The sequence below is a fragment of the Aliarcobacter butzleri genome, from assembly GCF_900187115.1.
Lineage (GTDB): Bacteria > Campylobacterota > Campylobacteria > Campylobacterales > Arcobacteraceae > Aliarcobacter > Aliarcobacter butzleri.
In genome coordinates this window covers 1,039,212-1,051,488 of record NZ_LT906455.1, presented here as the reverse complement: position 1 = coordinate 1,051,488, position 12,277 = coordinate 1,039,212, and the positions used below count along the sequence as shown (strand labels likewise).

The 12,277-nt window shown below is 24.5% G+C and carries 12 protein-coding genes; 5 read left to right on the top strand and 7 right to left on the bottom strand.

Annotation, left to right across the window (positions count from 1 at the left end):
- Nucleotides 1–16: 16 nt before the first annotated feature.
- From CKV87_RS05220 to CKV87_RS05210, 3 genes are all read right to left on the bottom strand, one after another.
- Entirely contained in the window at nucleotides 17–1,072 is a 1,056-nt protein-coding gene (locus tag CKV87_RS05220; protein ID WP_012012746.1) for an NAD(P)-dependent alcohol dehydrogenase, read from the bottom strand.
- A 75-nt stretch (nucleotides 1,073–1,147) separates the two neighbouring features.
- Nucleotides 1,148–2,083 carry a FecR family protein gene (locus CKV87_RS05215; RefSeq protein ID WP_041644925.1) on the bottom strand — a complete coding sequence of 312 codons (936 nt, stop codon included), beginning with the start codon at nucleotides 2,081–2,083 and terminating at the stop codon, nucleotides 1,148–1,150.
- Complete coding sequence (locus tag CKV87_RS05210; protein ID WP_012012744.1) at nucleotides 2,083–2,562, bottom strand: RNA polymerase sigma factor; 480 nt, start codon at nucleotides 2,560–2,562, stop codon at nucleotides 2,083–2,085. The genes CKV87_RS05215 and CKV87_RS05210 overlap by 1 nt, the downstream gene beginning before the upstream one ends.
- A 138-nt stretch (nucleotides 2,563–2,700) precedes the next feature.
- On the opposite strand from CKV87_RS05210, the gene CKV87_RS05205 reads away from it, so the two are divergent.
- The 4 genes from CKV87_RS05205 (at nucleotide 2,701) to CKV87_RS05190 (ending at nucleotide 6,821) form a co-directional block, all read left to right on the top strand.
- The gene (locus CKV87_RS05205) at nucleotides 2,701–3,489 is read left to right on the top strand and encodes an ABC transporter ATP-binding protein (RefSeq protein WP_012012743.1); all 789 of its coding nucleotides are present in this window, start codon (nucleotides 2,701–2,703) and stop codon (nucleotides 3,487–3,489) included.
- Between the two features lie 119 nt (nucleotides 3,490–3,608).
- Entirely contained in the window at nucleotides 3,609–4,121 is a 513-nt protein-coding gene (locus CKV87_RS05200) for a hypothetical protein (protein WP_012012742.1), read from the top strand.
- A 118-nt stretch (nucleotides 4,122–4,239) separates the two neighbouring features.
- Complete coding sequence (locus tag CKV87_RS05195) at nucleotides 4,240–4,911, top strand: response regulator transcription factor (RefSeq protein ID WP_012012741.1); 672 nt, start codon at nucleotides 4,240–4,242, stop codon at nucleotides 4,909–4,911.
- A 2-nt stretch (nucleotides 4,912–4,913) separates the two neighbouring features.
- Nucleotides 4,914–6,821 carry a sensor histidine kinase gene (locus CKV87_RS05190; protein WP_012012740.1) on the top strand — a complete coding sequence of 636 codons (1,908 nt, stop codon included), beginning with the start codon at nucleotides 4,914–4,916 and terminating at the stop codon, nucleotides 6,819–6,821.
- Between the two features lie 3 nt (nucleotides 6,822–6,824).
- Here the strand turns inward: CKV87_RS05190 and CKV87_RS05185 are convergent, their stop codons facing one another.
- Nucleotides 6,825–7,919, bottom strand: coding sequence for a glycoside hydrolase family 3 N-terminal domain-containing protein (locus CKV87_RS05185; protein ID WP_012012739.1), 1,095 nt, complete (start codon nucleotides 7,917–7,919; stop codon nucleotides 6,825–6,827).
- Between the two features lie 12 nt (nucleotides 7,920–7,931).
- Nucleotides 7,932–8,198, bottom strand: coding sequence for a DnaJ domain-containing protein (locus tag CKV87_RS05180; protein ID WP_004509216.1), 267 nt, complete (start codon nucleotides 8,196–8,198; stop codon nucleotides 7,932–7,934).
- Between the two features lie 87 nt (nucleotides 8,199–8,285).
- Between CKV87_RS05180 and CKV87_RS05175 the strand changes: the two genes are divergently transcribed.
- Nucleotides 8,286–8,768 (top strand): J domain-containing protein, encoded by a 483-nt coding sequence (locus CKV87_RS05175; protein ID WP_012012738.1) that lies wholly within the window; start codon nucleotides 8,286–8,288, stop codon nucleotides 8,766–8,768.
- A 29-nt stretch (nucleotides 8,769–8,797) separates the two neighbouring features.
- Here CKV87_RS05175 and CKV87_RS05170 read toward each other — a convergent pair whose 3' ends face one another.
- Complete coding sequence (locus CKV87_RS05170) at nucleotides 8,798–10,918, bottom strand: site-2 protease family protein (protein ID WP_012012737.1); 2,121 nt, start codon at nucleotides 10,916–10,918, stop codon at nucleotides 8,798–8,800.
- The gene (locus CKV87_RS05165; RefSeq protein ID WP_012012736.1) at nucleotides 10,918–12,264 is read right to left on the bottom strand and encodes an efflux RND transporter periplasmic adaptor subunit; all 1,347 of its coding nucleotides are present in this window, start codon (nucleotides 12,262–12,264) and stop codon (nucleotides 10,918–10,920) included. Before CKV87_RS05165 ends, CKV87_RS05170 begins: the two co-directional genes overlap by 1 nt.
- Nucleotides 12,265–12,277: the final 13 nt, after the last annotated feature.

The following is a 12,277-nucleotide window of genomic DNA, read 5'->3' as shown; positions in this document are numbered from 1 at the left end:
TCTCCCCTATTTTAAATCAAAAAATTACAACTGGCTTAATCAAATCTCTTGGTTTATCTTTCATCAAAAGTAAAGCTTCTTCAATGTGTTCCATACCATTAAAAGTATGAGTTATCAATTTTTTAGGATTTATTCTTTTTGATTGAATTAAAGAAACAAGTTTTTCAATTCTTAGTCTTCCTCCTGGCATCAATCCTCCAACTATTGTTTTATGAGCCATTCCATTTCCCCAAGTAAGTCTTGGAATTTTTACAAAATCACCTGAACCTAAATAGTTTACATTTCCTATTGTTCCACCTGGTTTTAATATATTTGTAGCTTGAACAAAAGTATCCACATCTCCACCTGCAATGATTACTCTATCAACACCTTTTCCTTTTGTTTTTTCCATAACTTGTTCAACAATATCACCATTTTTATAATTAATAATATCTGTTGCTCCAAAATCTTTAGCTACTTCAATACAATTTGGACGACTTCCAACAGCAAAAAGTCTTGAAGCCCCTCTTATTGCTGAAGCTCTTACAGCCATCAATCCTACTGGACCAATTCCTATAACACAAACACTATCTCCAAATTTGATATCTGCAAGTTCAGCGCCATGAACTCCTGTTGGAACCATATCACATAACATAACGGCTTCAATTGGATCAACATCATCAGGTAAAAGTGCCAAATTCCCATCTGCGTCATTTACATGAAAATACTCTGCAAATACTCCGTCTTTAAAGTTAGAAAACTTCCAACCTGCAAGCATTCCACCTGAATGCATAGAGTATCCAGCTTGTGCTTCTAAACTATTCCAATCAGGTGTAATAGCAGGAACAACTACTTTATCTCCTACTTTAAAATCTTTTACCAATGAACCAACTTCTACTACTTCTCCAACAGCCTCATGCCCTAAGATCATATCATGTCTATCACCTAAAGCTCCAGCCCAAACAGTATGAACATCAGATGAACAAGGTGAAACTGCTATTGGTTTAACTATCGCATCCATTGCACCACAAGTTGGTTTTTCTTTTTCTATCCAACCTACTTGCCCTATTTTCAACATTGCAAAGCCTTTCATAGTAATCCTTTCTTAGTAAAATTATTGTCTTTATAATGTAGCAGTTTTTGAATAATTATAAGTTAAAACAAAATATTATTTTTTAGAAAACTTAAAAGTATTTTGACTTTTATCTACTTTTACTGAATAGATTTTTGGTAATGCCATTAAAAATTTATCAAAATCATCTATATCAAACTTACCTGTAATTTCCGTTTTAGATACTTTTTCATCTTGAAATTCTATTTTTATATTTTTATATCTTGAAAACTCTTCTAAACTATCTTTTAAAGTAGTTTTATCAAAAGTTAAAAAACCTTTTTCCCAAGTTGCTATATCTTCTACTTGTGTTTTTGCTAACTCAATTTTTTTATTTTTATCTATAAATATTTTTTCACCTTGATTTAAATAGGCTATTTTTTTATCAAAAAATACTTTTACTCTTCCCTCTTTTACTTTTACACTAAAACTATCATTTAAATTTGAAACTTCAAATGCCGTTCCAACTACTTCTATTTTTTCATCTTTTGTTTTTATTATAAATGGTTTGTCTTTATCTTTTGAGACATAAAAAACTGCTCTTCCCTCTATAAAATCAACATTTCTACTACTTTTATAATAGTTTACATTTAAACTTGAATTTACATCTAAAACTATTTTAGAACTATCAGGAAGCATAAAAACATTCTCTTTTTCTTGAATTGAAACTAGGTTTTGTGAATAAACTGGTATAAAAAAATAATCTAGTCCAAAACCAATACAGAAAAAAAGTGAAGCAGCAACAAAAAACTTTTTTGTTTGTTCTATAAATTTAGTTTTTTTAGCTCCTTGATTTGCTTTTTCTACTAATTTTTCTCTCATATTTCCTGATATTTTTGAAAAATTTTCTCTTAACAGTTTATTTGTATTGTAAGACTTTTGATGAAAAGGATTTTTTTCTAACCACTCTTTTAATTCAATTCTTTCTGCTTCACTTAATCCTTCTTTCTCTTTTATTAGCCAAAAAATAGCTTCTTCATTAATTGTTTTCATCAATTATATCCTTCAATATTTTTTAGCTTATCTTTTATTTTTTCTGTCGCTCGAATAATATGTTTTTCAACTGCAGATACAGTTATTCCCATTTTAGAAGCTATCTCTTTCCTAGTAAAACCTTCAAAAACATGTAAAATGAAAGCTTGTGCATTTTTGGCAGGAATTGTATCTAAAATTTCAAATAGCATTTCTTGTTGATTTTCTTCAAAAAGTAGTTCATCAGGTTGTTCTTTTTCTGGGATATTATACTCTTCTTCAAAATATTCTATTGAAAGTATATGTTTGTCTTTTCTTACTATATCAAAAACAATATTTTTAGCTAGTTTGTATAAAAAGGCTCTTTTATTTTCTATTGGTGAGATTTTATCTATGTCTAACATTCTACTATAAGATTCTTGTATTATGTCCTTTGCTTTCTCTTTATCGCCAACCATTTTTTGAACATAATACAGTAATTCCTGATAATACTGCGTCATTAAGAAATATTTCCTTTTATTTTTTGAGATATACTATCATAATTACTATTGTGCTTATATTAAAATATAATTCTTTTCTTTTTTGCTCTAAGTGGAATTTAGTTACCATTATTTTTTAGTAATTAATAAGGAATTTTTATGAATATAATAGATTTTGAGAATATTGATGTAGGATATGATGAAAAAATAGTTCTAAAAGATGTAAATTTAAAAATTAAAGAAGGTGAACACTGGGCAATTTTAGGAGCCAATGGAAGTGGAAAATCAACTTTAATGAAACTAATCCAATCAGAAATTCATCCAAGACATACAAAAGAGTTTAAAAAAGAGATTTTTGGTAAAAGTAGATATTCTATATTTGAACTAAGATGTGAACTTGGGATTATAACAAACGACTTACATAACTATTTTGCAAAAGAAGCTGGTTATTTAACTGGTTTTGAAGTTGTTTTAAGTGGACATTATGGTTCTATTGGAATTTTTACTCATCAAGATTTTACTAAAGAGCAAATATTAAAAGCAAAAGAAGTTATGCAATTTTTAGAAATAGAAGATTTAAAAGATAAAAAAGTTGCTGCAATGAGTACAGGACAACTACGAAAATGTATAGTAGGACGAGCATTAATTCATAATCCAAAAGCTTTTGTTTTAGATGAGCCAACAGTAGGTTTAGATATAAAAGCACAAATAAACTTCATAAAAATGTTAAAAAAACTAGCTCTTCGTTCTTCTATTATTTTAGTAACTCACCATTTAGAAGAAGTTTTTGAAGAAATAGAAAATGTTGCTTTAGTTTATAATCAAACAATTTATAAAAGTGGAAAAAAAGAGGATATTTTGACAAGTGAAAATCTATCAGAGATTTTTGAAACTAAACTTACTTTAAAAGAGAAAAATAAAAGATATTTTATTGAAGAGATTTTGTAATCTCTCTTTTTTTAGTTATTTTTAATTTATTTTAAATAAAATCCCTTTTCAAAAATAAATATTAAGGCGAAACTATAAAAAAATCATTAATTATTTCAATCTTATTTTTTAAAAGTTCTTTGTTATTTGCTTTAGATGCTCAATATTTTATAGGAACAAATCTAAAAAAAACTCAAGCTAAAATAGAACATAACATAGAGGTTTATACTCCTTTTGGTACAGTAAATGAAAGTTTAGAGCAAACAATAAAAGATAGTGCTTTAGAACTAAAAATTGGAACAATCTTAAATAATACATATAGAATTTATCTATCTGGTGTTGAATATAAAACAAATTTATTTAAAGTTAAAATGATAAATGGTAATTATGAATATTTAATTCCAATAACTAATGACTTTAGGCTCTTTTCTGGTGTTCACATGGGAACTTTTAAAAATAATATGGTTTATGGAGTTCAAGGTGGATTTATTTACGATATTACAAAAAGTATCGAATTTGAAGCTGGTGGTTTTTATTCAAGATATAAAAAAGAAGTAAAAGTAAAAGGTGAGAAATTTGGATTTGAATTTACTGACAATATAAAAATAGAAAATTCAAAATCTCTTTTTGCTGGATTTAACTACAAATTTTAAAGAAGTCAAGCTAAAAAACTTGACTTCAGATGTTTCTAAAGTCATTGTAAAGTCTTTATAAAATAAATTATTTGAATATTTAGTTATAATCAAACAAAATAAATTTCGAGGGAATAGATTGTTTGAATTTAAGAATTTTTCAATTTTATTTGTAGAAGATGATTTAGAAATACAAAAGAATATGTCAAAAATTTTATCATTACTTTGTAATAAAGTATATGTAGCTTCAAATGGTCTTGAAGCTTATGAAATTTTTACTAATAATGTTATTCATATAATAATAACTGATTATGAAATGCCATTTATAAACGGTTATGATCTTGTTTTAAAAATAAGAGAAATTTCTCAAAATATTCCAATAATCATACTTAGCAATTATACAGATAAAGAAAAACTTTTAAAATGTATTCCATTGAATCTCACTTCATATTTAGAAAAACCTATTATTTATGAAAAACTTTTAGAAACTTTACAATTATGTAAAAATCAAATAGAAAATAATGCTACTTTATATTTAAGAATCAATGATAGTTTAAAATACGATTTTAATACAAAATCTTTGATACAAGATGGTAATTATATTAAATTAACAACACTTGAAATACAAATCTTTGAATATTTATTAAATAAAAAAAATCAATTAGTATATAATGACGAACTGCTCTCAGTAATTTTTGAAAATGATTATTATGGAAATATAAAAAATATTATTTATAGACTTAGAAAAAAAGTAAGTAAAGATGTAATTGTAAATTATAAAAATTTAGGTTACATGTTAAATACCAAATAATTATGAAAATAACTCTTTTTTTACTAATTTTTACAAGCTTTCTATTTTCAAACTCTTTAATAATTGAGAATGACAATTTTGGAAAAAATTCTCTTCAAAAATATACACAAATATATACTGATGAAACTTCATCTTTAAATTTTGAAGAAATAAAAAATAAAATCTTTTTTACAAATATCAAAAATAATTTTACAGCAACAAAAAACTCTATTTGGTCGAATTTTTCTATAACAAACAAAAGCAATAAAAAAATAGAAATATTTTTAGAAAATGAAAAAGCTGGAATAGATATCATTGATATTTATATTTTAAAAAATGAGAATTTTTATGAGAAAATAGAATTAGGAGATTATAGAGATATAAAATTAAGAGAATTAAAAACTAAAAAAAGTACCTTCAAACTAATATTAGATGAAAATTCTACTTATACCTTTTTTATAAAATATAAAAGTTATAGTTCTATATCAACACTTTGGTACATCTATGACAAAGAAAGTTTTGAAAAATCTTTAAATATTGAATCTATAATTTGGGGATTTTTCATAGGTGTTGTTATAGCCTTATGTTTGCACAATCTTTTTGTATATTTTTCAACTAGAGATTTTATTTTTTTAAGTTATATATTTGTATCAATATTTTCTGCTTTATATCAACTTTCTATAAATGGAATATTTTATCAATTATTTGAAAATGAAAATCTAAAATATTTAAGTGGGTTAAATTGGGTTTTTAGTTTTACCACTCTTATTTTTGTTATAATTTTTCATATTTCATTTTTAAAACCAAAAATAAACTCTTTTATGTTTAAAAGTCTGTTTATTTGTCTTTTAATAAATATTTGTGTAGTTATTTTCTACTCTTTTTCTTTAGAACATGAAGAGTTAAGATATGCAGTTACATATACAAATTTTATTACTTATTTAATAGTTATTGTTCTTTTTACTACAACTATTTGGGCAATAAAAGATAAATATATTGGTGCAAGATTTTACTTATTTGTACAACTATTTTATTTTTCTATATCTTTTTATGTTTTTATGGTACTTGTTGGATATTTTGAATCTTTTGAATATTTTTGGCTTGTTATACCAATAGTAGTCTTATTTGATATTTTCTTTTTATCTATTGCTTTATATATAAAAGTAAAAGAAATAGAAAAAAGAAAAAAAGAATCAGAACAATTTATAATTTCTCAAGCAAGATTTACAACAATGGGAAATAATATTGCAAATATGATTCATCAATGGAAAAATCCTATTGCACAAATTGGTTCACAAATAGCTTTATTAGAAAGTATTTATAAACTTGATAAAAAGAATTTTGATGAAGCTATAGAACAAACTCTTCCACAAATGAAAGATAGCATTTTATTTCTTAATCATGTGATGAACGATATTTATAACTTCTATAAAAATCCTTCATCAAAAGAGTATTTTAACATAGCAGATGAAATTGATAGTTTACTTAGAATTTTAAACGATGAAATAAAAATAAATAGCATTACAATAGATAAAAATATTACTCCTTTGAATTTTTATGGCTATAAAGCAAGTTTTTTAAATGTTTTGATGATTATATTAGAAAATAGTATTTATCAATTAAAAACCTTCAAAAAACAAAGTAGAAAAATATTTATCTATTTGGAAAAAATAGATGATTCACAAATAGTTTTAACTATTGAAGATAATGGTGGAGGAATAGAAAGTAGCCATTTAGAAAAAATATTTGATTTAAATTATAGTTCTAAAAAAGATAAAGGAAGTGGAATTGGACTTGCCTTAGCAAAAGAATTAATAGAAAAAAGGCTTAATGGAAAAATTAGTGTAGAAAACACACTAGTTGGCGCTTCATTTATCATATCACTTAAAATTGGAACTGATATTTTAGATGAAAATCCTAATAGTTACTAAAAATTATATTTTTTTTAGTAACTTATCTATTTTATTATTTGAATCTATAATCTTTTGCAAACTTATTTGTTTATTTTGAATTTGTAAATAAACAGTATCTACAATCTCTTTTAAAGTAACTGGTTTTGCTAACTGATTTGCAAAAAGCAGCATATTAACTCCAGAATTTATAGCTAAAGTTAAAGTCTGTTTTAAATCATAATGTTTTGAAATAGCGCTCATTTGTAAATCATCTGTTACAAGAACTCCTTTATATCCCAAATCTTCTCTAAGCAGTTTTGTATTTATATTGTATGACAAAGTTGCAGGATAGTTTTTATCTAAATTTTCATTAAATACATGAGCTGTCATAATCATATCTACATCATTATTTTTTATAAAATATTTATATGGTTCAAGCTCTTTTTGATTCCAAGTTTTTGTAATATCTACAAATCCTAAATGAGAATCAGCTAAAGATGAACCATGTCCAGGAAAGTGTTTTAAAACTGAAATTACATTTTGTTTTCTTAGTTCATCAACAAAAATCGAAGAGTATTTTATAACTTCACTTGAACTTTCACCAAAGCTTCTTCCTCTTGTTACGATAACTTTATTGTTTTTATTTATAGATAAATCAACAACTGGAGCAAAATCGAGATTTATTCCAACATCTTTTAAATCCTTAGCAAGTGCTTTATAACTTTGTTTAGCAAAATCTTCACCATTTGTAGCAATATCTTTTGCACTTAAAGTATCTACAAAACCACTATCTTTTTTAAGTCTTTGTACTACTCCACCTTCTTGATCAATAGAAATTAACAATTTTTGATTTGAAATTGCTTGAAGCTGTGTATTAAGATTTTTTAACTGATTTTTATCTTTTATATTTTTTATCTTTGTTTTATCATTTGGGTCTTTATCAAATAGTATTACACCACCAAGTCCTGATTGTATGTTTTTATATATTTCATCATTTTTATCTACACTTGTACCATTAAAACCTAAAATAACCATCTTTGCTATCATCTTTTCTATTTGTGCTTTTGAATAATTTTCATCTGCAAATAAGCTATTTGATACAAATAAAATAGCTAAAATCAAAAACTTTTTTATCATCTATTTTTTCCTTTATTTCATCCAATTTTTATAGTTCGTAAATGCTGGGAATTGTCGTTTAAACTCTTCCTCATCAAAAGAATAACAATAATTATCCATATAAGCTAAAAGCAAATCATAATTTTTTTTAAGTTCTGTAAACTTTTCATTACTACCTTCTGGCATATCAGGATGATACTTTTTTGATAATTTTAAATATTTATTTTTTATATCTTTTTTTGAAACTGTTGTTAAAATACCAAACATATCTACTGCTTTTTCAAATTCACTATAATCCATAAAAATCCTTTGTGTGGTATTGTACTTAAATAATTTTAATTTAAAATGATTTTTATATAATACAAAATTATTTTTAAAAGGTATTTTATGTATAACAATACAATTATTTATATATTTAACAAAATTTTGAGTGTTGCTATTTTTCTTTTTATTTTATATTTAATATTTACAAACTTTGGAACTTTTTTGATAATTATCGCAATATTAGTTTCTATAATTGCGTTTATAATCTATAATTTCAAAAAAAAGTTAAAACAAAGCAATTTTAATAATTTTGAGTTTAAATTTGATAATTCGCAGTTTAGAAATGGAAAATTTGATTTTGATTTCAAAGATTTCCAAAACTTTAATAACTCAAGTTTTCAAGGTTTTTCAAATACTGCAAGATTTGATGAAGTTTCAAAAGCAAAAGAGTTTTTTGGATTTACTCAAACTCCTACAAAAGAAGAAGTAAAAAAAAGATATAAAGAGTTAGCGAAAAAATATCATCCAGATTTAAACGATGGTAATGAAGAAAAAATGAAAGAATTAAATCATTATAGAGATATTTTGATCAATATCGTTGAATAAACTTTTATTGAAACTTTTTCAATAAAAGTTTAAAATTCACTCTCTCTAATTACAACAGAAACTGCTTTTTTAAAGATTCTTGATATAAAACTTGAAGCTTCTCCTTTTGTTATTAAAACCCCAACTTTTCTATTTTTTAAATCTAATTCATTTTTTTCTAAATCTATAGTTATTTTATAATATGCTTGTTCTGTTTTTATTTTTTTATTTTCCAATCTTGTTGCTATTTCACCTTGATAATCACTTGATAACTCTGGAAATTCAAGATATGGAATAGAAACCTTAGATATTGAAGTCAAATTTGAATGAATATCTTTTATATCACCTGAATTAAAAATAAATTTACTTTGACTATTTTCTTTTAATAATTTAAAATCATTTTCATTACAAAAACCAACTATTCTATAATCTAAATTATCATATAAAGTGAAAACCACCTCTTTTTTACTTATCCATTGATTTGGTTTAAAAACATCATTAAAATAGATTTTCCCATCAAAATTTGCTCTTACTTCAAATTTCTTGATAATCTTTTCTAAGCCCTCTTTTTCATTTAATTTTTTTTGTAAACTCTCTTCTAAAATAAATCTTTTGTTTAAATTCTCTTTTAATCCAGCTTGTTTATCTATTTCCATTTTCATTTGCTCAATCTCTTTTTCAATTTGAGAAATTTTAAGTTCTAATTCTGGAGATTTAATAAGCAAAAGCAATTGTCCTTTTTTTACGTTTTCTCCACTATTAAAATAGATTTCTTCAATGTATCCATTTTCACTTGGATAAAATTCAAAATAATTTTTTGATTCAATAATTGCTGGCATTTTGATATTTGTATTCCAAGGAATAAATATCAAAAATACAATTATTAAAAAAATAGCTAAAGATATTTTATTTCTTTTATTAAATTCTAATTGTGATTTTTTACTCCACCAAACTTTCAACTCTTTGTAAATTGGTAATAAAAGAAACCATACAATTTCAACTAAAAATAAAATTATTCCTAAAACTTTAAAAGCATAATAATAGACTAAAACAGCAATTCCTAAAAATAGAAAAAACCTATAAATCCAAGTTCCAATAGCATAAACTATAAAAAACTTCTCTTTTGATTTTGTCAAACTTTCTGGTTTAACTTCTTCTAAACCTAAAATATTTTTTCGCAAAAACCATCTTGCCATCGCAAAAGAACGAGGTTGTAGATTTTTAGTATCAGTTAAATCTGATAAAGCATAATAACCATCAAATCGCAAAAATGGACTAATATTGATTAAAAGAGAACTAATCCAACTTGTAGTTGCAATAATAAATAAAATACTTTTTAAAATTCCCTCAGGAGCAAATGACCATAAAAAAGTAGCAATTAAAGCTAAATATAGCTCTACTTTCATTCCAGCAATTACAATTTTTAATCTTTGGTATTTTGATTTTAATTTCCAAGCATTTGTCGTATCTGTGTATAAAACTGGAAATAGAACTAAAAATGCAACTCCCATTGTTGGAACTTTGCAACCATATTTTTTAGCTGTAAATGCGTGTCCTAATTCATGAAAACTTTTTACAAAAACTAAAGATAAAAAGTAGTAAAAAAAGCCCTCTTTAGTAAACAAATACATAAAAGTAGAGATAAAACTATCCCAATCTCTTAAAACAAAAATAATTCCTATAATACCTAAAGATAAAACTATATTTTGCCAAAGGCTAGAATAAAAAAAATCAACTCTAGTTTTATTTCTTTCAAGCCATTTATCAGGTTTTAATAGAGGAATTCTTATAAATAAATAGTTATGAATTAGCCATTTGAAAATATTTTGTTTTGATTGTTTTTGAATACTTATCATTCTTGAAGTATATTTTGAATCATCGCAAACAATTAAATTATTGTTGATTAAAAAATCAACAAAAGTTTTTAAAGACTCTTTTTCAATTTGATAATTTTTCTCTTCTAAAATTTTTATAAACTCTTCTAATTCAATATCACTTTGCCAATTTGAGATTAACTCAAAAGTATCAAGTGAAATATCAAAATATTTGTTTTGAATAGGATCAAATAAAAGCCATTTTTTAGAACCATCTTCTCCTACTGAAGTCTCTAATAATTTTAAATCATTTCTTATTTTTGGTAATATTGTTTGTTCTTGCTGTTGCTGAAACATCACCAACCTATCCATTGTCTAACAGATGTTATTGGTTTTCTAAATAAATAGAAAAATAAAGTTACTTTTTTTGAATAAATTTTTGCTGTTCCTCTAAGTCCAATTGAAGGAATATAACCATTTTCTTTTATATCTTCAAACTCAGCAGTTATTCTATAAGATAATATATTTTGTTCAGTAAGTTCAGGCTTATATGAGACATATTTTACCTTTGCACTCCAAGAATTTATTGGGTCATTATCAAAAAAAGCTTTTACTATTGCATTTTCTTCTAAAAAAATAGCATCACTTGCTGGAAGCATAATTTTTAATTCTATACTATTTGGATTTGCTATTAAAAATATTCTCTCACCTGTTGTTACAGGTCTTCCTTTCCAGTCATTTGGATTATTTATAATTGCAATACCATCTTCTTTAGAATAAATCTTAGTTTTATCTAATTGGTCTTTAGCATAAGATAATTCTGCTTCTTTTAGTTTTACTTGATTTTCTAAACTTGATATTTGACTTTTTTGTTTTGGGTCTAAAAAACTACTCTGTTTTGTAGTAAAAAGTTCTGCATTTGTAACATCTAAAGTTCTTTTTGCAACTAAATAATTATTTGTGAAATCAACATCATCAAATTGAACAATCAACTGATTTTTTTCTATTTTATCATTTGGAAAAACTTTTACCTCTTCAATTACTCCATTTAAAGGAGAAGATACAACATAAGGATTTTTTGCATCAACTTCAAGTGGAGCTAAAACTGATAATCTAACAGGCATAAGCATCAAAACAAATAAAAAAACTGCTGCAATTTTAAAATATCTACTTTTAAATGAGACTCTTTTTAATGATTGAAATAAACTACATCTTCTCATTGCAAATAAAAAATATGCCAATGAAGATGAAAGATGTTTTAGCATCAAAATATCATTTTCATCCCAATTTTCTTCTTTGAAAAGCAAAAATATATAATTTACTTCTCTATCCTCTTTTGTATTTTTCAAAGGAATATAAACTAAATTTGATGGAGCATATTCATGAGAAACTTTAGAATTTTCCTCTTTTAAATCATTTTTCATATCAACTATAAAAATATCTTTTGACTTTTCACTTTTTTGTAAGTCATCAATTATTTCTTCAAGCCATTGAACATAAGGAGAAGTTGAATCAACCATAGATATATCTGAAATTGCTACAACTTTGTATTTATCTTTTAAATCAGGCGTTAATAAAATACCTTGAGAGTAATTTACAATGCTTCTTGTATTATTTACTATTTGAAAATATAACTCTTTTATATTTTCACAATTTCTACAGTTGTGTTCCAACTGTAGAAGTTTTGATATATTTGATTCCAAATTTTACAATATC

Excerpts from the sequence above, each read along its gene's own strand:
- CKV87_RS05180 (WP_004509216.1), bottom strand. The coding sequence starts at position 8,198 with ATGGATTATAGTGAATTTGAAAAAGCAGTAGATATGTTTGGTATTTTA.
- CKV87_RS05170 (WP_012012737.1), bottom strand. The coding sequence starts at position 10,918 with ATGTTTCAGCAACAGCAAGAACAAACAATATTACCAAAAATAAGAAAT.
- CKV87_RS05205 (WP_012012743.1), top strand. The coding sequence starts at position 2,701 with ATGAATATAATAGATTTTGAGAATATTGATGTAGGATATGATGAAAAA.
- CKV87_RS05190 (WP_012012740.1), top strand. The coding sequence starts at position 4,914 with ATGAAAATAACTCTTTTTTTACTAATTTTTACAAGCTTTCTATTTTCA.
- CKV87_RS05210 (WP_012012744.1), bottom strand. The coding sequence starts at position 2,562 with ATGACGCAGTATTATCAGGAATTACTGTATTATGTTCAAAAAATGGTT.
- CKV87_RS05175 (WP_012012738.1), top strand. The coding sequence starts at position 8,286 with ATGTATAACAATACAATTATTTATATATTTAACAAAATTTTGAGTGTT.
- CKV87_RS05185 (WP_012012739.1), bottom strand. The coding sequence starts at position 7,919 with ATGATAAAAAAGTTTTTGATTTTAGCTATTTTATTTGTATCAAATAGC.
- CKV87_RS05215 (WP_041644925.1), bottom strand. The coding sequence starts at position 2,083 with ATGAAAACAATTAATGAAGAAGCTATTTTTTGGCTAATAAAAGAGAAA.
- CKV87_RS05220 (WP_012012746.1), bottom strand. The coding sequence starts at position 1,072 with ATGAAAGGCTTTGCAATGTTGAAAATAGGGCAAGTAGGTTGGATAGAA.